At 40.9% G+C, this 23,876-nt stretch carries 19 protein-coding genes; 14 read left to right on the top strand and 5 right to left on the bottom strand.

The annotated features are described in order from the left end of the window. The first annotated feature begins 20 nt into the window (after positions 1-20). The 3 genes from FNH22_RS29995 to FNH22_RS29985 all read left to right on the top strand — a co-directional run bounded on the left by FNH22_RS29995 (position 21) and on the right by FNH22_RS29985 (position 7,374). A complete protein-coding gene (locus FNH22_RS29995; protein WP_143402231.1) occupies positions 21-644 on the top strand; it encodes a hypothetical protein in 624 nt (207 codons plus the stop codon). A 433-nt stretch (positions 645-1,077) separates the two neighbouring features. Beyond that, a complete protein-coding gene (locus FNH22_RS29990) occupies positions 1,078-2,529 on the top strand; it encodes a hypothetical protein (RefSeq protein WP_143402230.1) in 1,452 nt (483 codons plus the stop codon). Positions 2,530-3,096: 567 nt separating this feature from the next. Further along, positions 3,097-7,374: a T9SS type A sorting domain-containing protein gene (locus FNH22_RS29985; protein WP_185154498.1), complete on the top strand. Its 4,278-nt coding sequence runs from the start codon at positions 3,097-3,099 to the stop codon at positions 7,372-7,374. 98 nt (positions 7,375-7,472) lie between these two features. Here the strand turns inward: FNH22_RS29985 and rnhA are convergent, their stop codons facing one another. The 4 genes from rnhA to aroQ are packed head-to-tail and all read right to left on the bottom strand — an operon-like array spanning position 7,473 to position 10,031. Then, positions 7,473-7,931 (bottom strand): ribonuclease HI, encoded by a 459-nt coding sequence (rnhA, locus tag FNH22_RS29980; RefSeq protein WP_143402228.1) that lies wholly within the window; start codon positions 7,929-7,931, stop codon positions 7,473-7,475. Next, positions 7,928-8,503: a MarC family protein gene (locus tag FNH22_RS29975; protein ID WP_143402227.1), complete on the bottom strand. Its 576-nt coding sequence runs from the start codon at positions 8,501-8,503 to the stop codon at positions 7,928-7,930. Before FNH22_RS29975 ends, rnhA begins: the two co-directional genes overlap by 4 nt. 29 nt (positions 8,504-8,532) lie before the next feature. After that, positions 8,533-9,603, bottom strand: a complete 1,071-nt coding sequence (locus tag FNH22_RS29970) for an aminotransferase class V-fold PLP-dependent enzyme (RefSeq protein ID WP_143402226.1) — start codon at positions 9,601-9,603, stop codon at positions 8,533-8,535. Beyond that, the gene (gene aroQ, locus FNH22_RS29965; RefSeq protein WP_143402225.1) at positions 9,600-10,031 is read right to left on the bottom strand and encodes a type II 3-dehydroquinate dehydratase; all 432 of its coding nucleotides are present in this window, start codon (positions 10,029-10,031) and stop codon (positions 9,600-9,602) included. Before aroQ ends, FNH22_RS29970 begins: the two co-directional genes overlap by 4 nt. Before the next feature lie 21 nt (positions 10,032-10,052). Between aroQ and xerD the strand changes: the two genes are divergently transcribed. From xerD to FNH22_RS29920, 9 genes are all read left to right on the top strand, one after another. Beyond that, positions 10,053-10,952 (top strand): site-specific tyrosine recombinase XerD, encoded by a 900-nt coding sequence (gene xerD / locus FNH22_RS29960; protein ID WP_143402224.1) that lies wholly within the window; start codon positions 10,053-10,055, stop codon positions 10,950-10,952. 101 nt (positions 10,953-11,053) lie between these two features. Then, complete coding sequence (locus tag FNH22_RS29955; RefSeq protein WP_143402223.1) at positions 11,054-12,094, top strand: quinone-dependent dihydroorotate dehydrogenase; 1,041 nt, start codon at positions 11,054-11,056, stop codon at positions 12,092-12,094. Positions 12,095-12,216: 122 nt separating this feature from the next. Beyond that, entirely contained in the window at positions 12,217-14,709 is a 2,493-nt protein-coding gene (locus FNH22_RS29950) for a DNA translocase FtsK (protein ID WP_143402222.1), read from the top strand. Positions 14,710-14,747: 38 nt separating this feature from the next. Continuing rightward, positions 14,748-15,392 (top strand): outer membrane lipoprotein carrier protein LolA, encoded by a 645-nt coding sequence (locus FNH22_RS29945; RefSeq protein WP_255518192.1) that lies wholly within the window; start codon positions 14,748-14,750, stop codon positions 15,390-15,392. Between the two features lie 181 nt (positions 15,393-15,573). Then, positions 15,574-16,398: an orotidine-5'-phosphate decarboxylase gene (pyrF, locus tag FNH22_RS29940; protein WP_143402221.1), complete on the top strand. Its 825-nt coding sequence runs from the start codon at positions 15,574-15,576 to the stop codon at positions 16,396-16,398. After that, complete coding sequence (locus tag FNH22_RS29935; RefSeq protein ID WP_255518191.1) at positions 16,395-17,681, top strand: DUF2851 family protein; 1,287 nt, start codon at positions 16,395-16,397, stop codon at positions 17,679-17,681. Before pyrF ends, FNH22_RS29935 begins: the two co-directional genes overlap by 4 nt. Before the next feature lie 172 nt (positions 17,682-17,853). Then, a complete protein-coding gene (locus tag FNH22_RS29930) occupies positions 17,854-19,014 on the top strand; it encodes a hypothetical protein (RefSeq protein ID WP_143402220.1) in 1,161 nt (386 codons plus the stop codon). A 19-nt stretch (positions 19,015-19,033) separates the two neighbouring features. After that, positions 19,034-19,672 (top strand): NeuD/PglB/VioB family sugar acetyltransferase, encoded by a 639-nt coding sequence (locus FNH22_RS29925; protein WP_143402219.1) that lies wholly within the window; start codon positions 19,034-19,036, stop codon positions 19,670-19,672. A gap of 86 nt (positions 19,673-19,758) precedes the next feature. Continuing rightward, positions 19,759-20,616, top strand: coding sequence for a nucleoside phosphorylase (locus FNH22_RS29920; RefSeq protein WP_143402218.1), 858 nt, complete (start codon positions 19,759-19,761; stop codon positions 20,614-20,616). Between the two features lie 40 nt (positions 20,617-20,656). On the opposite strand, the gene FNH22_RS29915 is transcribed toward FNH22_RS29920, so the two are convergent. Next, positions 20,657-20,905 carry a hypothetical protein gene (locus FNH22_RS29915; RefSeq protein ID WP_143402217.1) on the bottom strand — a complete coding sequence of 83 codons (249 nt, stop codon included), beginning with the start codon at positions 20,903-20,905 and terminating at the stop codon, positions 20,657-20,659. A gap of 625 nt (positions 20,906-21,530) precedes the next feature. On the opposite strand from FNH22_RS29915, the gene sucD reads away from it, so the two are divergent. Beyond that, positions 21,531-22,403 (top strand): succinate--CoA ligase subunit alpha, encoded by an 873-nt coding sequence (gene sucD, locus FNH22_RS29910; protein ID WP_143402216.1) that lies wholly within the window; start codon positions 21,531-21,533, stop codon positions 22,401-22,403. 304 nt (positions 22,404-22,707) lie between these two features. Continuing rightward, the coding region (locus FNH22_RS29905) for an IS1634 family transposase (protein WP_185154497.1) at positions 22,708-23,876 on the top strand (1,169 nt) is incomplete at its 3' end.

The following is a 23,876-nucleotide window of genomic DNA, read 5'->3' as shown; positions in this document are numbered from 1 at the left end:
TACTAAAGTAAATTGAGCTCATGAATAAACTCCTGTTACTTCTACTAGCAATACTATCGATTGTTTCATGCAATAAAGCAGACTGGCAAATTAAAGATGAGGAAGAAACGCCAGAGGTATTAACAGTTGAGAAAGGCGATCTTAACCTCTCCTCCTTAAGCAAACGATATGATACAGACATCATACAGAAATTATTTGATGAAGCTGTGGACAAAGACATAAGGTTGAAATCCATTGTCAATAGAATTGAAAAAATGGATGAGCTCAAGAAAGACAGTTTAAAGGAGTATCACACTTATGTTGCCACTAATCAGAAATACTGGACTGCGCTGGACTACTATTTGAGCCAGATAAATGATACCACCTTAAGCCAGAAGCTGAGGCCAATTGTAGATACATTAAAACGTAACCATGAAAATAATGTGGCAGGGCTCAAGTCTTTATCTTCCAGGATCCAAGCTAATGAACGTACCCTGGTCGATCAGGAAATTATGATGAAAATACTTGTCACGGAGCCTATGATGCGTAATTATCAGCGAAACGAGATGCCCGATATTAAAGCACTGGAATCAGTAAAACAGGGTTATGATTTATTAATACAAGATATGAAGTCGTATACCGAATGGCCAAAACAAAACAAGTGAAACTAAAAATGAAAAGTAACTTATTGTGAGATATATTTTCCTGGCTTTGATGCTATTGCCGTATTTATTTCTTTCGGTTAAATATCAAATACGGATCCTTAAGACACCCATTTTTACTCAGAAACAAAGGATAATAAACTCAATACTCATTTGGTTGATTCCATATATATGGATAATTGTGATCAGTGAGATATTAAAACCCGTTGAAGGGTCTTTAAAAAAGAATAGAAAAAGAAGTTCCGGTAGTAAACTTGGTAGTACAGATGCAACAGGAATAACTTATTGATTGATGACATAGTTCCTGCTCAAAGTCAACCCTTCTTCCTGTATGTAATAATAAAAAAAACTAACGGTTGTATGGAAATTAGGCCAATCTGGCATCCTTCTGGTGACTATCCACTCGTGTGGCTATTATGATGTTAAATTGATTGTTATGAAAAAGCTTATTTCTCAACTGATATTGGTTGCAATAGCTGGAATTTGTCAGGCTCAGTTCAATGAGTTCAAGACGTACTCTAACGGTTTGATCTACGATACTACCACTATGAAAAGACTGGGCAGTATTGTTGATTCACTTAATTTGCGATTTAGGGCCTGTGACCTTTCTCATCCTTATTATGCACTGGAGCAGGGTCTTGCTGACATTATTTCGATACCCTCCAAAAAAGCTGAAAAGTTAGTTTCCGGAGGCATCTCCCTGGGAGATTACTTGAAGAAATACCCTGATGCAGTGCAACAGGCCAATACTTGGGTAGTTAAGTTCAGGTATGCGGATTACAATGACCGGAAAGTGATTAAATATTCCGGATTACCTCAAGGATATAGTGGTAAGCATTCCATGGTGCTTAAATACAAACCCTCGCACGATAAAGCACATGGTTGGATTATCAATAAAGATGGAGATATGGCGTACTACCTGAAGGGCCTGCAGTCCATGGAGATCCCTTATGAATATGCCCGGTATGTTCAGTATGTAGACTGTATGATAGACACCACCGCAGAGGTCTTTTTGCCAGTAGCAAAAGCTGAGACTTACCAATTTGTAGCTCCGGGTTCTGACGGTGATGTATTCATCCAATGGGCCGAAAAATATCCTGGTAAACCTGAACATCCTGGTTATGATGAAAATATTTCGGATGAAGTGCGTGTAGCGCTGTTTAATGTATATCATGAGCAGTATCAAATGTGGGACAGTTTAAGGTTAATTTCCCTGGATAATAAAATGACGCCTTACTGGAAAAGTAAACTGATGGATGCCCGGGATGAGGCGGTAAAAAAAGGAAATTCTGACGAACGTTTGGAATACTATGTACAAAGGTACCTTTCAAAAAGTGACGCCTTAAAAATGAAAAGGAGCAGAAGGGTAATGGGAGGCTGTAGCATGGACCTTAGCCCAAGATATCATGCCATGAGCATTAGTACACTGGCAGCAGAAACGGCCCGGTGGGACATCTTTCTCAGGTCTCATCTGGATGTAATGAACGATCGCTTTGAACGGGTATCGGATGGTAGTTATGCCTGGCAAGGTCGAAAGACGTATCTAAAAGAGTTGGAGGAGTTGGATATTAATGCCATTGACCTGCTATTGGGTATTTGCCTAAGGGTGAAAAACGTGAGTGACAACCACTATGAAGGTTCTATAGGCAGGGTAGGGCGTGCTTTGAGTGATGCTGAAAATAAAAAAGAGTTGGAAACTCAAATTTTCAGTATGATCAAGGATGAACGGCTTGACCCTTACAATCGATTAATATTTGCCTATGTACTTGACAACTATGCATACAACCTGGATGATAAACTGGTGCAGAAAGTAGTGCTGTCTCAGCTGGAACTGGCTATTATGAACTGGCCACCTTACTTGCAGGAAGTGTGGGATAATAAAGATTAAGTACAAAATAGAACGTATTCTGACTCTGTACTTGTTTGGTATTGGTAATCAGGGATTTACGGTTCTTTCTATCTGGAAAACGATGGGCCATGGTGTTAATAGTGTATTACAATAAAGGGGATCAGAAGGAAACAGAATAGCCAGAAAAGCCTGGATAACAGCTATGCTACAATGATCTGATTTTAAAAATTTTGATTTTATTTGATCATGCAACTATGCTCATATCGGAGTGGTCTTTAGACAAATTTTGTCTGTGCGGATCAATACATTCCCCGATCTGTAAGGGCGTAGTGAGTGTTCTTGACCCTTAGACGTAATACCTTTTGGCGCATTGCCATAACAACCCTTAATAATCTGATATGAAGGAAATTGGGTAGTAAGTCCTTTTTACATTTTTTATAATTTTTTCAATAACCAATATAACTCTGGTTAAGGTTTCCCATTAATCGGGGAAAAACTTCCATTCAACCTTTATTTATTTCCATAACACGTATTAAAACATCTTCCAGCTTACATTTTGAAATATTTGTAGCTCGTGAAATTAAAAATGGATAAAAGATTATGGAGGTGAGAAAGATAAAGGGGCTATTAAAAATCGCAATCGCGTTGATCTTTGTTTTCATGCAATCATTTGTATTTGGGCAAACCTTTCAATGTGATAATAATTTATATCAGGTGGTGAACGGTCAGGATTTAAAATTACTTGATCCTGCCACTGGAACTTATTCAGATATTGGAAGCTCTTCAATATCTTATAATGGAGCTGGGTTTAATTATGAGGATGGTTATATCTACGGCATAAGCGGTAGTGACTTAGTGAGAGTAGATAATACAGGTAGTGCTACAAATCTCGGTACTATCAGCGGATTTAATGCGCTGAGCTATACGGGCGATTTGGATACACTTGGCAATTGGCACTCGTTCCGAAAATTAAGCGGATCGTGGATAATGACAACGATTGATGTAAGCGTATCACCGCCGGCGGCGCAAGACTTTGCGATAACAGAGTTGTCCGGATTGGCAAATCCTGCAACTTGTGCTGATATAGCGTACAATCCAATATCACACAGGTTCTATGGCATGAATGCCGGAAGACTCCATGAATTCGATCATATTAACAGGACTGTCAAAGTAATAGGTGATTATTCAGCTACTTCATCATCAGGTGGATACGGTGCAGTATGGTCAGATAACGCAGGAAATACGTATTTTTTCAATAACGGCACCGGTAACATCTATAAAGCATCTTTTGACAATGCCGGTACAATCCTTTCTTACGGTTTTACTGCTACTTCGCAACCAAATAGCAGTAATGATGGTATGAGTTGTTCGCTGGCTGCACCACCGGAGTTCCCGGAAGTTTGTAACAATGGACTGGATGATGACGGTGATGGATTAGTAGATTGTGATGATCCTGATTGTACTTCTACGGTCTCATGCGGTATATCAGGCATTGCCTATAGTTCTGACTTTGCCTGTCAGGGAAGTTTAGTGACGTACCATACATTTTTTACCAATAATTCTACTTTAACGAATACATTAACAATAACGGATGTACTTCCTGCCGGCTTTACTTTTGTCCAGGATACTATTGATTTTGATGCAGGGGGCTCGTCTAGTTTTGCTCAGCAACCCGTTGCTGGCGATAATGGCACTATACAATGGGGCTCTATAACATTACAAGGTGGAGAAACGGTAAAAATATCTTATGATGTAACCGTAGATAACACTTCATCAATAGGTACTAATACAAATAATATCACAGTAAGTCTTGGTACCCCGGGTACTATATTCGATCCTGCTGTGCTTACATCCGATGTGGTAGTGAGTAGTTGTCCTACTGTTCCTAATACCTTCAGTTGTGAGCCGGCTTTTTACCAGGTTTATAAGAAAAAAGGGAAGAATCAACCCAATGTCTATGGTAAGTTAGATCCTGTTACAGGAGATTACGATCAGATCGCCATAGCTTCGGATTTTGCCAATGGTTTGGGATACGATATCAATACAGGGTTAGTCTTTGGTGCATCCGGGACAAGGTTCATACGCCTTGACGAAGATGGCTTCGTACTGGACCAGGGCATTACTTTCAGTAAAAAAGTATACCGGGGAGATATCAACGAAAACAGCGAGTGGTATGGTGTAGTGGGAAATGATATGGTGAAAATCGATATCAGCGGGACACCTGCGCTTGTGGCGACTTACACCGGGCAAGGACTGCCTGGCTGGGATATTGCTTATAACGAAGATGGTAATTTCTATTCTGTAAATAAAGACAGGGTACTTTCACAATTTAATACTACTACCAATACAAAATCTACTGTAGCGACGATCAGCGGTGCAGGTATCCCTACGTCGGGCGGTTACGGGGCACAATGGACTGGTTCAGATGGATACCTGTATGCATCTCATAATTCCTCGGGTAGCATTCTTAGAATAGATGTTGCCACAGGTGAGGCAAGGATAGTATCCAGTTCAATAGATGGTTTAAGTAAAAATGATGGCTTTTCATGCCCTTTAGATATTCCTGCAGTGTATGAGTTCGATTATGGTGATAACAGTAGTCTTCCGCAAAGTAGAGTGCTTTCTTATCGTCAGGACCTCAGTAATGATGGATTGCCTGATTACGCTACCGTCTGGATAGGAAGCACCGTTGATTTTGACACCACTGATCCGGCTAATGCTAATGCGGATGGAGATACGGATGATGGAGTAAACGTCAATACACGAATTACAAATGGAGTAGTAACAGCGAGCATTGGATTAAATGCCAATCAAAGCCTGAATCTCTTTTATGCCATAGGGGTGGACTGGAATGATGACGGTCTTTTTGATGAAGTGATCAATGGGAATACTGCTATATCTGGTGCTTTACCATTAGTCCAGGACCTCACACCTCCAAATGGTTTTATTACGGGTATGATCAATCTCCGTGTGCTGGTATCAGAAGAATTAGTCGATCAGAATAACATTAGCGGAGATGTACTGTCAATGGGTGAAGTGGAAGATTATCGTCTGTTGATCACTTCCGATGAGGACTGTACTAATGGTATCGATGATGACGGAGATGGATTGACAGACTGTGACGATCCTGATTGTTCAGGTGTTGGTAGCTGCCCTGAAGAGCCTACAGGACCTGGAGGAGGAGATGGTGGCCTTGAAAGTAATAACCGATTATCTGGAAAAATTGCCTCAGTGCAGTTCAAAAGAAGTAAGACGGTAAGAATTGATTATGACAACAAGGCTGAGTTGCGTAAAATAGGAAGAACCCGACAATATGGAAGAAAATCTCCACGCGGACGAAGCATATCCGATGGTTCTATCCAACAGTTCATTCCGTTAGATGTATTGCCGAATACTGAGTCATATGTAACCTCACCGGAACATTTGGTAGATATTACCAATGCCAAAGAGGTATTTTCCGTGGATGTTTTTGAGCAGGACTCACGCGTAGCTACTGTTCTGGCCATGACATCTGACAATGGCGTCTATGAGCATACCAAATACGTATGTGATCGTCTTAACGGTTCAAGCATAGAAGATATTTTAACGTATAAGATAGATGGTGAGCATGAATTTCACGTTGCTAAATTGAGGACATCCGGTGGTCATCTGGAATATGCCACCAGTTTCTCTATCAAAGAAGAAGAAAATGGGTTTGGGCTGGAAAGCCACTGGAACCTGGCCTTTTACACACCGGATGTATCTTATTACAATTTTCAGTTATGGGCGAACACCACTCAAAACTTGTTCGGACTGGTAGAAGAGGTGATCAGACTCCTTAAGGTAGAGGATACCATCACCACCTATGACATAAGTGAGGTGCCTGGTGTATTTGTAAACAAAGCAGAGCTCAAAGGTGGACAACTTAAGCTGGGTATTACCAATAAAAGCGCCAGTACATCATTGAATGCTTCAGGTTTTCTAAGCGAGTCCGAAACGTCAGATACCAGGGTATATGATAAGTTGATCACACTGAGCGGTGATGTGAAAGACAATGTTCAATTTACTGTGGGTAGTGTCTATGACCTTGGTTTGACGCTGAATGATGATAAAAACGAAATGCCGGACGTCATTTTCATGGCTGACGGTGCCTGGGGAACAGATTATGATGCTACTATAGAAGAAGTGACAGGTTTCACAGTAGACCCGGGCTATATTGATGATCAGGATGTTTTTGGCCTGGAAAGAAATATCCACATTGCCGGAGGTGTCAAGAATTCAGTAGCAGTATTTCGTTCTTTCAGCCCTTCATTTCGCTCTGCCGATATGTCAAATTACAATACACTGAGCTTTAACGCTATGGGCACCGGCACGGTAGAAGTGACTTTGGTGAAAGCAAGTGTCAAGGAATGGGCGGACCAACCAAGAGCTGTTATAACATTGGAAAAAGAAGAGAAAGCATACAGTCTCAATCAAAAGTTTTTCTCGGAGTTGAACGATCAGTCGCTTTCGTGGGAAGACCTCACTATGGTAGTATTTGATGTAAAAGGGAATGAGACTGAGATTGCGGAATTTGAAATGAGATTGACCGGCGTTTCTTTCAGACAAAGTGCCATAACAGGAGTAGAAGGCGGACTGAACAATACAGCATTAAATGTCTATCCAAATCCTGCCGATGATGTGCTGAATATGTCATTTGATGCTAAAAGTGCCGGAGATTATTCTATGGAACTTTTCAGCCAGGAGGGCCAGTCTGTAAAAGCATTTACAGGTTCGGTACAGCAAGGGCTAAATAACCTGCAGTTTACCGACTTGCCGGAAAAACAAGGTGTTTATCTCTATAAAATGAAGCTAAATGATGGTACCGTTTTTCAAGGTAAAGCCATTATAAACAGTAAGCAATAAATAATAGAAATAGTAGCAGGTAAGGAGTTACAAAGATAATAAGTGTGGTTAATGTTGAGTGAAGCGCCCGGGCAGCAGACGGCAGCCCAGGCGTTTTTTTATTTTCCGTATCCTACATCAGGCTTTAGGTCACCGCTTTCAGCGGCAGCCACTGCCAGTTCATCACATCTTTCATTTTCAGGGATGCCTGCATGCCCCTTTACCCATTGAAATTTTACCTGGTGTCTTTTGAAAGCAGGAATGAATCGTTGCCATAGATCAACATTAGCTTTGTTCTTAAATCCTTTTTTCTGCCATCCCCATAACCATCCTTTTTCTACTGCATCTACTACGTACTTTGAATCAGAATAGATCGTGACCGGGGTTCCTTCTTTTTTCAAGCTTTCCAGTCCCTTAATTACAGCTAATAACTCCATACGATTATTGGTAGTATTCAAAAAACCTTCTGACAGTTCCTTTCGATAGGGCTTTCCATTCACTTTAGTCTTAAGTACCACGCCATAGCCTCCCCTGCCTGGGTTTCCTTTGGCGGCGCCGTCGGTATAAATTGTAATCATGAGGTGAAGTGTAAATTTTCTTTAAAAATCTTAACAGCTATAGACAGCAGGATAATACCAAATACCCTTCTCAATACACCAAAACCTGATTTGCCTAGCTTCCTTTCCAGCCAGTTAGTGGACTTTAATACGATGTAAACGAATACCAGGTTGATAATAATGCCTGAAACAATGTTCAAAGAATCATATACGGAACGCAAGGATAAAATTGTTGTAAGCGTGCCCGCTCCGGCGATCAAAGGAAAAGCCAATGGCACGATAGAACCGGACCCCTTACTGTCAGGGTCGTCACGGAATAGCGTAACACCCAGGATCATTTCCATGGCGATAATAAACATAATAATAGCACCAGCCAGGGCAAATGATTCTACATCCAGGCCAAACAGTTTTAAAATGGATTGGCCCAGGAAAAGAAACAATATCATTAATACCCCGGAAATAATAGTGGCTCTGCCCGAATGGATCTTGCCTTCTCTTTTTCTCAGGCTTATGACCATAGGGACAGACCCAATGATATCAATCACTGAAAATAAGATGAGTGTTATAGAGAAAATTTCCTTGATGTTAAACATGCTGCAAAGTAACTAAAAAGAATAGTCACTTAATGAGAACCGGACTTACTAAAGTCTCTCAAAAAATCGGTGAGCTTTTCTACCTCCGAATTCGTAATGGCAGGGAAATTAGCGATCCGAAACGTAGTATCCTTGTATTCCCCATATCCGTTTCCCAGCACAATACCCTTTTTCTTAGCCTTTGACTTGATATTTGCAATATAATCCTCGTCTCCTTTTACAGGTATAACGGTAAATGATCTGGCTTCAGGTTGAGAGATAAGGTGGGATAGTGACACTTCTTCCAATAGTGTTATATACTTATTATACCGCTCTATTATACTTTTTTCAAGAACGGATATCTTTGGTCTGGATTCCATCACCCGCATCATCAGATAAATACCCAGCACATTTGGAGTGCAGGTGGTCTGATGTTTTTCCATCATGTCCAGAAGGCGCGGTAAGCTATTATAGTGATCCCTTTCATCATATGTTCTGGCCCATTCTATGGCTTTTGGAGAACAGATCATTACGGCAAGCCCTGCCGGTAAACCGAAACACTTTTGAACAGAGGCGTACCAGATATCCGCGGTTTTAAACTCCAGCTCTATGCCGGCCATAGAGGAGGTAGCATCTACTGCCAGAATATGTTCCGGGTATTTGGCGCGAAGCTTTTCAAATTGTTTCGTTTGTATTTGGGTGCCGTTGGAGGTTTCATTTTGTGTCAGGCAAATGACCCCGGGTTGTTCCGAAAGGTCCAGTTCACCTGTTTTGAGCAGGAGGTTCATACCAAAGCGATAACCTATGGCTCCATTGTTAAGTTTGCGGGTATATTCAAACCATTTCTCTCCAAATGCACCATTGTAAAAATGATAACTCAATCCCTGTACTACCGACTGAGCAATGACCTCCCAACACTCTGTGGCTGATGATAAAAATATGACATTATAATCTTCGGGTATTTTGAGCTTCTTTTTTAGCAGTTTAACCGTACGGCGATAGAGTGACATAAATTCATCACTACGATGATTGATACTTACAATCCCTTTTTTACAGGCTTCCTGTACATATTCCGGGATATGGTCATCCACACGTGAAGGTCCGGGATAGAAGCTTATCATTTGATCCCGTCCTTATTTATAAAATAAGTAATGGCTAATAAGTAACCCTCCAGACCGAGACCGCTGATCATACCTACACAGTTGGCACTTATAATGCTCTTATGTCTGAATTTCTCACGAGAATAAATATTTGATATATGTACTTCTATTACGGGTGAGTTGATGGCCGCAATGGAGTCGGATATTGCCACAGAAGTGTGGGTATAGGCTGCTGCATTCAGGATAATGCCATCGTAACTGAACCCTACCTCCTGGATCTTATCTACCAGCTCACCTTCTACATTAGATTGAAAGTAATCAAGTTCAATGCCATCTAACTGAAGCCTTAGCTGATTCATGTATGTTTCGAAATCCTGACTTCCGTATATTTCAGGCTCCCGCTTACCCAGAAGGTTGAGATTTGGGCCGTTTATTATGATAATCTTCATAAATTATTCGCAGTTTAGGATATGAATTGGGACCAGGGTGTTAATCAATTTAAAAACTACCTCAGGCTGGAACGCTCGCTGTCAGACAACTCTGTCGAAGCTTATATTCATGATGTAGTAAAGCTAAAACAGTTTGTGGAATTGTCCAATCTACAAGTTGGTCCATTACAAATAGAACCTGTCCATATCCAGGATTTTTTGGAATACATTCATGAGTTAGGCATGACCCCGCATTCACAAGCCAGGATCATCAGTGGGATTAAAGCATTTTATAAATATCTGTTGTTTGATGATTTGTTGGATAAAGACCCGACAGTGCTGATTGAAGGGCCCAGGCTCGGTAGAAAGTTGCCGGATACCCTGAGCTATCATGAAATAGTGAGATTATTGGATGCTATTGACCATTCTACACCGGAAGGACAGCGAAATCGAGCTATGCTGGAGGTGTTATACAGTTCTGGTTTAAGAGTAAGTGAACTGGTAGACTTAAGGCTTACAAATGTCTATGAAGATATCGGTTTTTTACGTGTGATAGGAAAAGGCAATAAAGAACGATTAGTACCTGTAGGTAAGGATGCCTTGAAATATATAAAGATATATACTGAAGATGTACGCATACATTTAACGATCCAGGAGGGTAACCAAAACTATGTGTTCCTGAATCGCAGAGGTAGGAAACTTACTCGTGTGATGATATTTACTATTATCAAAAACCTGGCAAAGGCGGCAGGTATTGAGAAAAATGTTAGCCCCCATACCTTTCGTCATTCTTTTGCCACACATCTCATAGAAGGTGGCGCTGACTTGAGAGCTGTGCAGGAAATGCTTGGGCATGAATCCATCACTACCACAGAAATATACACTCACCTTGACAGGGATTATTTACGACAGGTGATCCAGGAATTTCATCCCAGAAGCTAAGTAATAACGGTCATAAGACGCTTAAATGTCATTTGATAGGGGACGTCCTGAAATGAAACATTATATTTGCAAAAAATCTCCAACGCCACATATAAGAGACCGTGTATAGATTTCTGATCCGCCCTGTTTTTTTTCTGTTTGACCCGGAACGAGTACATCACTTTACGTTTGCTTTGCTCAAGTTTTTATCTGTACTACCAGGTGTCAAAAGCTTATGGAAAACACTCTTTGACTACAAGTCAGACTCTTTGGAAAGAGAATATTTCGGGCTGAAGTTTAAGAACCCGGTCGGGCTGGCTGCCGGGTTTGACAAAGATGCCAGGCTTATTGATGAATTAGCTTGTTTTGGCTTTGGTTTTATCGAGATAGGAACAATCACCCCGGTAGGTCAGCCAGGCAATGATAGACCACGGCTTTTCAGATTGCCCAAGGATAAAGCTATTATCAACAGGATGGGATTCAATAACGAAGGCCTGGAAGCAGCTGTAAGACGACTTAAGACCAGAAAGTCAGGTGTTTTGGTTGGAGGTAATATTGGTAAAAACAAAATCACACCCAATGAGGAGGCTGTACGGGATTATGAGTTAACATTTGAAGGGCTTTTTCCTTATGTAGATTATTTTGTGGTAAACGTGAGTTCTCCAAATACCCCAAACCTAAGAGCGTTACAGGAAAAAGAGCCTTTGACCCAATTACTATTACGACTTCAGGAGCGTAACAGGCAAAGGGAAAAAAGAAAACCCATTTTACTTAAAATTGCTCCTGACTTAACAGATGAGCAGTTAGGTGATATTGTAGAAATTGTGGGTAAAGTTAATTTAGATGGATTGATCGCAACGAACACAACTATTTCGCGTGAAAACCTAAGTACGTCAAGAAAACGGGTAGATGTCATTGGTGCAGGCGGAATAAGTGGCGCTCCTCTGGCAAAACGCTCAACGGAAATACTAAAATTTCTTAGGACCCGTTTAGGACCTGAGTTTCCTATTATCTCCGTAGGAGGTATTATGTCACCCAAAGATGCGGTAGATAAAATGAAGGCCGGAGCATCGTTAATACAAGTGTACACGGGCTTTGTCTATCAAGGTCCGGGCTTTGTAACTGCTATTAATAAGGCAATCGACAGGTTTTCAAATAGTTAAAGACTAAATTTTATTTTGTTAAATTAGCTTAAAGGCTTGCTACAGTCGTTAATTCAGTGGCTTTAGGCATATTTTTTCACTGGTTATGGCGTTATTTTTTTATTAGCTTTGCATTTGTTCCTATGGCCAAAAACACATATAAATCCAATAATTTTAAACAGTCCAAGACAAAGAAAACCAAGAAACTTAACTTGAGCCTGGGATTTCTGAAGGATCGACGGTTTCAACTCACAGTTGGCTTCTTTCTTTTCATATGCAGTTTGTTTCTGTTCATATCTTTTCTTTCATACCTGTTTACGGGTAAGGCAGATCAGAGCGTGGTAGAGGCTGTGGATGAAACAGGGCTGATCACATCAGGCAGAGAAGTGACGAACTGGCTTGGACTTTATGGCGCTATGATCTCCCATACCTTCATTTTTGAGTGGTTTGGATTAGCATCATTCTTTTTGCCACCATTGCTGTTTGTACTCGGTTACCGTATCGTGTTCAGGCGTGCATTGGTCGCCACATTTTCTGCTACTGTTTTTTCAATGTTCTTTACCGTTTGGGTCAGCATATTATTGGGTTATGTTGTTTACAATGCAGAAGGAGTTTCTGAATGGGGATTTCTGGGTGGAGGTATTGGTTATCGACTATCTGTATTACTGGAAGGACTGGTAGGCTGGGGTACATTGATGCTGCTGATCTTTTCGTTTCTCGTATTTGTCATTTATTTCTTTAATGTAACCTCCATGTTAGGCTTCCGAGGAGCCATTAAAGGGGGAGTAGAAGATATTGAAAAAGGGCTGAGTTCTGCCGTAGACAGTATCAGAAAGGTAGAGGAGGGTGAGGATAACGGTCATAGTCCCGATAGCAGTCGTACTTATCCTGATGAAAATGACGACTGGCCGAAAAAAAGTGACCGTGAGCTAATACTGAAAAAGAAGCCCCCGGTAGTTCAAAAAAATGTACCGGAACTGGAACTCGATGTGACATTACCTCCCGAAGAACCTGTTAAAAATGAGAAGCCGAAGCCCACTCTGAAAGTGGAAGAGGCCTCACCTGTGTCGCAAGAGCCGGAATTCTCTGTACAGGAAGATAAAAAAGAAGTGAAGGCCAGTATCCAGGAAAATTATGACCCTACTCTTGATCTGGGTGCCTATCAATACCCTACCATAGATCTGCTGAATAGCTACGATGGAGCCAAAGTGCAGGTGACCAAAGAAGAGCTGGAACAAAATAAAGACAAGATCATCGAGACGCTGGTCAACTTTAAAATAGGTATAACCAGTATTAAGGCTACTATTGGCCCTACAGTTACACTTTACGAGATCGTACCTGACGCGGGTATCAAAATATCCAAGATCAAAAATCTGGAAGATGATATAGCCCTGAGTCTGGCGGCATTGGGGATCAGGATCATAGCGCCGATTCCAGGTAAGGGAACCATTGGTATTGAAGTACCCAATAAAAACAGGGAAATGGTAAGTATCAGGTCCGTACTTTCCACGGAAAAATTCATGAAAAGTGATAAAGAGTTACCTGTGGCTTTGGGAAAAACGATTTCTAATGAGGTACATATTATAGATCTGGCGAAAATGCCTCACCTTCTTATGGCAGGAGCTACCGGACAAGGTAAATCAGTTGGGCTTAATGTATTGCTTACCTCATTACTCTATAAACGTCACCCATCTCAACTGAAATTTGTATTGGTGGATCCAAAAAAAGTGGAGCTTACCCTGTTCAACAAAATAGAACGTCACTTTTTAGCTAAACTTCCGGATAGTGAGGAAGCTATTATTACAGATACGAAGAAAGTAGTACACACATTAAACTCACTTTGTATTGAAATGGATAATCGGTACGACCTGCTGAAAGATGGCGGCGCCAGGAACCTGAAGGAATACAATGCGAAATTTATTTCCAGAAAGCTGAATCCTAACGCTGGTCATAAGTTTTTACCCTATATCGTATTAGTAATAGACGAGTTAGCGGATTTGATGATGACTGCCGGAAAAGAAGTGGAAACACCCATCGCACGCCTGGCCCAGTTAGCCCGGGCAATCGGTATTCACCTGGTAGTAGCGACACAACGACCTTCGGTAAATGTAATTACCGGTGTGATCAAGGCCAATTTTCCGGCCCGCCTGTCTTTCAGGGTAACCTCCAAAATTGATTCCAGAACCATCCTTGATGCAGGTGGAGCAGACCAACTGATAGGCATGGGAGATATGCTATTTTCCCAGGGTTCCGATGTTATCCGGCTACAATGTGCTTTTGTTGATACACCTGAGGTAGATAAAATATGTGATTTCGTCGGATCTCAACGAGGGTATGAAACTGCTTATATACTACCTGAATATGTAGGAGAAGATGAAGGGGCAGGCATAGGAGATATAGACCTTTCTGATCGGGACGCATTGTTTGAGGACGCAGCCAGACTTATCGTGATGCACCAGCAAGGAAGCACTTCACTTATTCAACGTAAATTGAAATTAGGATACAACCGGGCGGGCAGACTTATCGATCAATTAGAAGCTGCAGGAGTGGTAGGACCGTTTGAAGGAAGTAAGGCACGGGAAGTTTTAGTTCATGATGAATATAGTTTGGAACAATTATTGAATGATTTAAATTAACTTTGCATTTTGCAAAAAATAACACTTAACCTGTTGTCATGAGAAAATATATGTTTTGGGTCTTGTTATTGTTGGTAATGGCAAAAAGCTCATTTGCTCAATACGACCCTAAAGCGCGTAAAGTGCTTGATAATATGAGCGATAGAATCAAGTCTATCGAAGCCTACAGCGCTGATATATCCAATTCTCTGATCAATGAAGCTGACGGGATCAATGACGAGTTCAAGGGGAAGATTGTTGTAAAAAATGACATGTATAAATTAGAGCTTGAAGAGCAGGTTGTCATTAATAACGGTACAACGGTTTGGACTTATCTACCTGATGTAAATGAGGTGAATATTGATAACTATGATCCTGATGAGGATGAAATCACACCTTCAAAAATATATGAAGCTTACAAAAATGGTTACAAATACATTTTGATCGGAGAGGAAACAAAAAACGGAGAGCTTACTTCAGTGGTTGATTTAGTACCTAATGATACTGACGCGCAATTCTTTAAAATAAAGCTGTATATCGCAAAAAAGGACCATCTCCTTAAAGGATGGACCATGTTTGAAAAATCAGGAAACCAGTACGTTTATCAGATCAGTAACTTCAATGATAAAATAACCGCAAAGGATAGTGAGTTTGAATTTGAAGCTGCTAACTACCCGGGAGTCGATATTATTGATTTGAGATAATAACTCTCTGAAGATCATTGTAAAATAACGAAGGTTGCCCCAACGGGCGACCTTTGCTGTTTATAGGCCCGCGCATTTGTGTGTTTTTTAGTTTGATTTTTTTAGCATAACCATCCAAAGTTGGCCTAACATTTTACGGCTATTTGTACAAGCATCATTGACGAAGTTTTATTTTTGTCAGATGACCCAATCCCAACTTTTTGATAAAATCCGGCAAAAAGACTCTTACCTGTGTGTAGGTTTGGATACCGATATGGATCGGATACCAAAGTCTTTGTTAAAAGAAAAAGACCCGGTCTTTGAATTTAACCGTCAGATCATAGATGCCACCGTAGATTATTGTGTGGCTTACAAACCAAACATTGCTTTTTATGAAGCGCTTGGCCCAAAAGGATGGGAGAGCCTGGCCAAAACCTTGGACTATATACCCAAGGAGGTTTTCACAATAGCTGATGCCAAGCGAGGCGATATAGGAAACACCTCAAAATTGTATGCTAAGGCCTTTTTTGAGACCATGGATTTTGATTCGATCACCGTGGCCCCTTATATGGGAGCTGACTCTGTGACACCATTTCTTGAGTTCGATGGGAAGTGGGTGATATTATTGGCCCATACATCTAACCAGGGTAGCCAGGATTTCCAGCTTATTAAAAACGGCGATAGTCAATTACCACTGTATGCCGAAGTGATTAAAAAAAGCCAGCTATGGTGCTCTTCTGAACAGTTGATGTACGTGGTAGGTGCTACACGTGCAGACAGAATGGCCGAGATAAGAAACCTCGCACCGGATCATTTTTTCCTCGTACCCGGAGTAGGGGCACAGGGAGGTGATTTAAAAGCGGTATCACAGCACGGTATGAACAAAACGTGTGGCCTGCTGGTAAACAATACCAGGAGCATCATCTATGCTTCTTCCGAAAAAGATTTTGCTGCCGCCGCCGGCCGTGAAGCACACAAAATGCAGCAGGATATGCAACGTTACCTGGATGAATATTTACCCAGATGATGCAGGAAGCATTTTTACATTTTATCTGGCAGCATCAATATTTTGACAAAACAGGTTTATTATCTGAAGAAGGAACGGCGGTCAATATTTTAGAGACAGGCACATTAAACTCAGATTCCGGCCCTGATTTTCAAGGTGCCAGGATTGAAATAGATAAACTGGACTGGAGGGGAAATGTTGAAATCCATACGAAAGCTTCTGATTGGGATATTCATGGTCACAGTCAGGATGTGGCTTATGACAATGTAATACTGCACGTAGTGTGGGAAGCAGATAAGCAAGTGTTGCGGACAGATGGCACAAAAATACCTACGATAGCCCTGAAAGGCAGGGTCCCGGAATATTTACCACAGCGTTATAAACGGCTGGTCAATTCCAGCCATAAAATACCCTGTGAAACACATTTGCCTGATGTGGATGAAGTAAAGAAAAGGGCTATGCTGGATAAAGCGTGTATGGAGAGATTGTTCCAAAAATCACGTGATGTAATTGCTGTCCTGGAAAGAAACGGAAATGATTGGGACGAAACAGCATACCAATTATTATCAAAGAATTTTGGATTTAAAACAAATGCAGATCAGTTTTTCAGGCTTTCAGAGCTTACCCCTATGAAGCTTCTAATGAAACATACTGACAATCTTATGCAAGTGGAGGCCTTACTGTTTGGTCAGGCAGGTTTTTTGGAGGGGGAAACAGACGATACTTATTTTCAGAACCTTAAAAAAGAACATCACTTTTTAAGTGTTAAATATGCGCTTAAAGAACCACTTTCCAGGCATCAGTGGAAATTCATGCGCCTCAGGCCTGCTAATTTCCCAACGTTACGAATTGCTCAGCTTGCCGGAGTTTTATGCCATCCAACAGGTTTACACTCAAGATTATTGGAGATAAAAGATAAAACACAATTGTCAGATATTTTCAGAAAGGGAGAGACCAGTGACTATTGGAAGAAGCATTATCAATTCAATAAATGTTCAACGTCACCGGTCAGTTCTTTTGGCCTGGGCAGTGCTGAAAACATTGTTGTAAATACTGTAGTACCTATTTTAGTGGCCTATGGTAAGGTGCGAGATGAACAAACCTATATAGATCAGGCGGTGGCTCTTTTACAAGCCTTGTCGCCTGAAAACAATAAGATCATCCGAATCATGAAGGATAACCATATGATTCCCGTTTCAGCATTAGATACCCAGGGCATGATACAGCTGTACAATCAATTTTGTATTAAAAAGAGATGTCTGAAATGTAACATTGGAGTAGACATCCTAAAAAAGGAAGTGTAAGATACTGACAACGTTGGTTCAGGTTAGCGTTGAATGGTGAAAAAGCGATTTATTTACTTGGCGAACATTACTGGTGGCCTTTATCATTATAAATACAATCATTTTAGTGGCGTTGTCCTGGAGACTTTATGTCAAATCTGCCGGCAGTGCTATAAAACGATATTTTTGGCCTTTGCTATTGATTAAATGCCTTGCAGGTATTGCTGTTGGCCTGATGTATACCTATTACTACCCCGGAGGCGATACGTTTGTTTTCCATGAAAGAGCTGGTGAACTGGCAGTCTTGGCGCGTGCTGATATTAAAGCTTACTTAACTTTTTGGGTCACCTCTGACCAGGGGATCATTGATTTAGGCTATACGTGGTCTCCCAACATTTTTTTTATCAAGATAGTCAGTCTGTTTAGTCTTTTTACCGGGCACAATTATTGGCTTACATCACTATACTTTTCCCTTATCAGTTTTTCTGGCCTTTGGCATCTTGCATTATTGTTAAGTCGCCAATGGAGCCAAAACCTTTTGGCTGTTTTACTGGCATTGTTTTGTGTTCCAACAGTGTTGTTTTGGAGCTCAGGCCTGACCAAAGAGAGCCTGACACTAGCATTGATAGCCAGTATTCTATTTACTTTTCTAAATGATTTCCTGGATATTAAGAAGATCACATTCCTCGGTTTTTTAAAAGTATTTCTCCTCTTCGTAGTACTTTGGCAGATACGATATTATTACGCAGGATTGCTTATAGTAGTAATTTTTGCCTCCTGGGTAACCAGGTATATAAAGACAATTTTAAGAAAAGAGCATTTAGCCGGGTTATTGTCAATATTCTGCTTTTCCTGTTTTATACTTTTCTTTGCAGTTTCCTTTCTTCATCCAAACTTTTGCATGTCACGTATTTTGGAAGTGATAGTGGAAAACCATGATGCCATAATAATGAGATCGAGACCACGAGGAATGATCATTTTTTCAGAATTACAGCCTGACATTGTTTCCATAACCAAGAACCTGCCACTGGCTTTTTTCTCAGCTTTTTTTCGCCCTTTTATTGGTGAGAACGCTTCATTGATCTACCTGATCCCAGGTTTTGAAGGTCTGGCCCTAATGGTATTGGCCCCTTGGTCCATTTTTCAAAAACAGGTACAGCCTGATGGAAGACTGTCAATACTGATTATTGCTACAATAGCTTATTGTATTATACTGGGTTGTTTTCTCGCCCTTTCAGCGCCTAATTTTGGTGCATTGGTGAGATATAGAATAGGTTTTATGCCTTTTTTATACCTATTGGTAATGGTTAATAACCCATGGTTGAAAAAACAATCGGAAAGAATGTTTCATTAGCTTTGCAAAAAAGGATTATATGAAAAACCCGGTGATAATTTTTGGAGCCAATGCCATGGGGCGTGCAGCACATGAAATATTTGAGAGTAATGGTGTAATGTTATATGGCTATTTGGATGATAACAAAGAATTACATGGCAAAGAAATGAGTAATATCGTTGTGTTGGGCAACACTGATGATGATGGATTCCTTAAGTATATTGGAAAAAAATGCGAGTCTTTCGTAGCAGTGGATGACAATTCATACCGAAAAACGATTGTGAGTATGCTCAATAAAAAGAGGAAGGTTATGCCGGTCAATGCCATCCATAATCAGGCTTACGTAGCAGATTCAGCCCACATTGGTCATGGTAATTTTGTGAACATGGGAGTGCGTGTAGGGAATAAGGCTAAAGTGCCCAACCACTGCATTTTAAATTCCAATGTTGTCATTGATTATGAAGCAGAGCTTGGTGATTTTGTACAGGTGGGTACGGGCAGTATCGTAGGCTCGGGTGTAAAGGTAGGAGATGAAGCTTTTATCGGTTCCGGGGTCACGATTGTTTCCGGATTGACCATTGGAAAGGGAGCGAGAATTGGAGCAGGGTCAGTAGTAATAGGTAATGTCAAGGCAGGCGAGACAGTATTTGGTAACCCTGCACAGCCAATTAAAAATTGATGTAAGAATTAGCTTTTAATTGATGGGTTATGAGTTTTATAATCTCAGTTAAATAACTATCTTACAGCCCTTTAGTTATCTAGAAAATGGGTAAAATACCAGAGTCTGAACTCATCCTGAACCGGGATGGTAGCGTATACCACTTAAACCTTCTTCCTAAACACCTTTCTGATACCATTATAGCGGTAGGTGACCCGAGTCGCGTTTATAAAGTGAGCCAATATTTTGACAGTTTAGAGTTTGAAATGAATCGTAGAGAGTTCATTACTCACATTGGTAAATATCGTGGCAAAAGGATCACCGTGATCAGCACGGGCATGGGAACAGATAATATTGAGATCTTTCTTACTGAACTGGATGCTCTGGCTAACATTGATCTGAAAAAAAGGGAGGTTAAAGAAAGAAAGAGAAAACTCAAGGTCATCCGAATTGGTACCTCCGGTGCATTGCAGGAAGATTTGCCGCTTGGTACTCATCTTTTATCTGATTTTGCCATCGGTATGGATACTTTAATGACTTTTTATGACTTGCCGCAAGAACCACTTGAACTGGAGATAGGAAATAAACTACAATGCGACATAGGTCTTCCATTCAGACCTTATGTAGTACAAGGGTCGAGGATGCTAATGGAAAAATTAGGAGAGGGGATGGTGAAGGGGAACACCGTAACTTGCCCCGGTTTTTATGCGCCTCAAGGCAGAGAAGTCAGATTAGCGCTAAAGTATCCTAAACTGTTGGAAAAACTTTACTGTTTTAACCACGGAGGCATATGGCTGACTAATTTTGAGATGGAAACAGCGGGTTATTATGCCATGGCGCGATTAATGGGGCATGAGATAATCAGCGCTAATGCCATTATCGCTAACCGCGTAAAAAATAAATTTTCAAAGAATCCTGGTAAAATTGTAGATGCGTTGATACGAAAAGTATTAGATCTAGTGTGATCGTATCTTTATGAATTTCATCATTTGTTTACTCCTCGCCTTATTTTGAAGTACTGCTTTTCATCCTTAGAATTTGCTTTCGAGATAGGGAAGGGTCATAATGATTGTAAAATCCTGAAAGTATTTTATGGGCAATGTGCGAAATAATGAGTTCTTCGTCGCTCTTTCCTTTATTGCCAATCCAGAAAACCCTTCTTGGGTGTCTTTTCATGTCCTCAACGTATTCCTTGGCATACTCATATTGATCTTGCGAATAGCTGAGTGTGAAGCATGTTTCTACAGTTTGCATAAGCGTTTCAATAAGTTGTCTTCTCTTAAGTTTGCAAGAGTTGTGCCAGTTGAAAAGTGCTTATAAGCGCCGGAAATAGCTTTGATACTCATCTCACCGACCGATTTCGGGCGTCTAATGTTCGTGAGTGGAACTATGATCTCATGTTGGGCAGTGAACAATATATTTGGAATAAAAGTCCAACTCCCTTAAAATGAAAAACGAAGAGAGTAATTTGATTTCTCTCTTCGTTCTTAACCTAAACTTGAAAAAACTATATAATCCTTAGTTTATCATACGCAACGATACGTTTATTGTTGCCATTTATTTTGAGTTTTCCTTCGCTTCATGCGAAGATCTTTCATTCACTGAAAAACGACCTGATTAATAATATTCAATAGATGTGCCAAGAAATTAAGTAATTGATTATTAGATATTTATGAATATTTGTTTTCTGAAATTGTACATAATCGAACATGCTCCGTACACTATGACAGTAACTATTTGTTCATTTTATAATGTATATGTTTATCAATGGCTTTGATATGGGGTTGAAGCCTGGTGTCACTGGTTTAACAATAATTTTCCACCTTTGGGAAAGACGTATATTATTCTATTTTTGTGGCAAAATAATTACATCTAAATAATGAGTGTTTTAGTCAATAAGGATTCTAAAGTGATCGTTCAGGGTTTTACCGGATCGGAGGGTACGTTTCATGCTGGGCAGATGATCGAATATGGTACCAATGTAGTGGGAGGAGTGACCCCTGGCAAAGGTGGAAAAACTCATTTGGATAAACCTGTTTTCAATACGGTAGAGGAAGCAGTAGAAAAAGTTGGTGCCAACGTTTCAATTATATTCGTTCCTCCGGCTTTTGCTGCAGACGCAATCATGGAAGCGGCTAACGGTGGAATAAAAGTAATCATAGCCATTACGGAAGGAATACCCACCAAGGATATGATGATGGCAAAAGAATATCTGAAAGATAAAGATATAGTATTAGTTGGCCCTAACTGTCCCGGAGTAATTACACCCGGTGAGGCAAAAGTAGGAATAATGCCCGGGTTTGTATTTAAATCCGGTCGTATAGGTATAGTATCTAAATCAGGTACACTTACCTATGAGGCCTCTGACCAAATTGTCAAGGCGGGATTAGGTATATCAACAGCTATTGGTATTGGTGGCGACCCTATAATAGGTACATCTACTAAGCAGGCGGTACAGCTGCTCATGGACGACCCTGATACTGATGCTATTGTTATGATCGGAGAAATAGGTGGTAATTATGAGGCTGAAGCAGCACGTTGGGTCAAAGAGCAAGGAAATCCTAAACCTGTTGTGGGTTTTATAGCAGGTCAAACTGCTCCAAAGGGTAAGCGAATGGGACATGCCGGCGCCATTATTGGCGGTGAGGATGATACGGCAGCTGCTAAAATGAAAATAATGAAGGAATGTGGATTACATGTGGTAGAATCTCCGGCAAATATTGGGGAAACAATGGCAAAAGCATTGGCATAATTTTAATAACTAACCCATTAATCTAAAAAAAGGCAGCTATTTTAACAGAAGTAGCTGCCTTTTTTAATGCAATATGCTGTGTACTGCGTAAATACTCTGTCGCAGTTTTATATCTGCTTTTTAAAGTAATTCATTAGCAAGGTTGGCCACCCGAGTTTGACACGTTGATTTCCAAAAAGTGTCCATACGTTCAATAAGCAATGATTTCGGGGTGATTTCGGAAATTTTGTATATCGAAAACCCACTTGACATTTGAAGTATAATCTTATCTCTTTGTAGGGTAGAGATAGATTATATGCCCAGTATGATTATCGATAAAAAGCCATCGGGCGAGTATATCCGTATCGTAGAGTCCTATCGGGATGAAGCCGGTAAACCTCGTACCAGGACACTCTACAGCTTGGGACGTGTTGATAGCTTTTCTCCGGAATCACTCAAGCGGATGGGCCAACGGCTGTACGAACTTGGCGGAGGAGCCCTCAAAGACTTGTTGGGCGAAGCAGTCAGTGAAGAAGGCCGCTACAATTATGGTTTTTTGGTGGTTTACAGAAAGGTCCTTCACTACTATGGGTTACACCGCATCTTTGATCGCATCACCAAGAAGAAAAAGCTGAGCTATTCATTAACTGATGCCGTTTTACTATTGCTTATTGAGCGGCTCAACGATCCTTGTAGTAAGCGTAGCAGCTTTTTTCATCAGGAAGAATACCTGGGCTTAGCCCCACTTTCCCTACAGCACCTTTACAGGAGCCTCGACTACCTGGCCGATCATAGCGGGTTGATCCAGCAAACGATCTTTCAAACCGGTAGGGACTTGTTTAACCAAAAGCTCGATGTGGTGTTTTATGATGTGACTACCTTCTATTTTGAGTCGGAAGTAGAGCAGGAAGGTGGCTTGCGCCAGAAAGGCTTCAGCAAGGACGGCAAGATCGGCACTACTCAAGTAGTCTTTGCGATGCTGATCGACCGCTATAAACAGCCCATCGGCTATAAGCTCTACAACGGAGGCCTCTGGGAAGGCCACACCTATGAACAGATGGTGGAGAGCTTGAAAAAGGATTACCAGATCGATAACATTGTGTTAGTCGCTGACCGTGGGATGCTTAATGCCAATAATATTGAAGCTACACTCGACAAAGGGTACGAGTTCATCATGGGGGAGCGGCTCAAAGTGCTTCCAAAAGACATCCAGTCCTCACTCTTACAACTCGACAATTATCAACAGGAATGGATGAGTACCTCCTCGGAGCCCATCAAAGTCCGCTACACCGTCCTGAACTATACTGGTCGTAAGATCATCGCCACTTACAGTGAAAAACGAGCGGAAAAAGACCGCAAAGAGCGAGAAGAAAAGCTCCGAAAAGCTGAACTACTGCTCAAGAAACCTGCCGACCTCAAAAAGAAGGCCCGCCACTACTATCTGAAAAATACCGAAGGGGAAAAATATGTTATCGATTCCGAGAAGATCAAGCG

Source organism: Fulvivirga sp. M361, assembly GCF_007097395.1.
In the GTDB taxonomy this organism is placed as follows: domain Bacteria; phylum Bacteroidota; class Bacteroidia; order Cytophagales; family Cyclobacteriaceae; genus Fulvivirga.
This window is presented reverse-complemented; position numbering and strand designations above follow the sequence as displayed.

Excerpts from the sequence above, each read along its gene's own strand:
- FNH22_RS29995 (WP_143402231.1), top strand. The coding sequence starts at position 21 with ATGAATAAACTCCTGTTACTTCTACTAGCAATACTATCGATTGTTTCA.
- FNH22_RS29990 (WP_143402230.1), top strand. The coding sequence starts at position 1,078 with ATGAAAAAGCTTATTTCTCAACTGATATTGGTTGCAATAGCTGGAATT.
- rnhA (WP_143402228.1), bottom strand. The coding sequence starts at position 7,931 with ATGATTACAATTTATACCGACGGCGCCGCCAAAGGAAACCCAGGCAGG.
- FNH22_RS29975 (WP_143402227.1), bottom strand. The coding sequence starts at position 8,503 with ATGTTTAACATCAAGGAAATTTTCTCTATAACACTCATCTTATTTTCA.
- FNH22_RS29970 (WP_143402226.1), bottom strand. The coding sequence starts at position 9,603 with ATGATAAGCTTCTATCCCGGACCTTCACGTGTGGATGACCATATCCCG.
- aroQ (WP_143402225.1), bottom strand. The coding sequence starts at position 10,031 with ATGAAGATTATCATAATAAACGGCCCAAATCTCAACCTTCTGGGTAAG.
- xerD (WP_143402224.1), top strand. The coding sequence starts at position 10,053 with ATGAATTGGGACCAGGGTGTTAATCAATTTAAAAACTACCTCAGGCTG.
- FNH22_RS29950 (WP_143402222.1), top strand. The coding sequence starts at position 12,217 with ATGGCCAAAAACACATATAAATCCAATAATTTTAAACAGTCCAAGACA.
- FNH22_RS29945 (WP_255518192.1), top strand. The coding sequence starts at position 14,748 with ATGAGAAAATATATGTTTTGGGTCTTGTTATTGTTGGTAATGGCAAAA.
- pyrF (WP_143402221.1), top strand. The coding sequence starts at position 15,574 with ATGACCCAATCCCAACTTTTTGATAAAATCCGGCAAAAAGACTCTTAC.
- FNH22_RS29935 (WP_255518191.1), top strand. The coding sequence starts at position 16,395 with ATGATGCAGGAAGCATTTTTACATTTTATCTGGCAGCATCAATATTTT.
- FNH22_RS29925 (WP_143402219.1), top strand. The coding sequence starts at position 19,034 with ATGAAAAACCCGGTGATAATTTTTGGAGCCAATGCCATGGGGCGTGCA.
- FNH22_RS29920 (WP_143402218.1), top strand. The coding sequence starts at position 19,759 with ATGGGTAAAATACCAGAGTCTGAACTCATCCTGAACCGGGATGGTAGC.
- FNH22_RS29915 (WP_143402217.1), bottom strand. The coding sequence starts at position 20,905 with ATGCAAACTGTAGAAACATGCTTCACACTCAGCTATTCGCAAGATCAA.
- sucD (WP_143402216.1), top strand. The coding sequence starts at position 21,531 with ATGAGTGTTTTAGTCAATAAGGATTCTAAAGTGATCGTTCAGGGTTTT.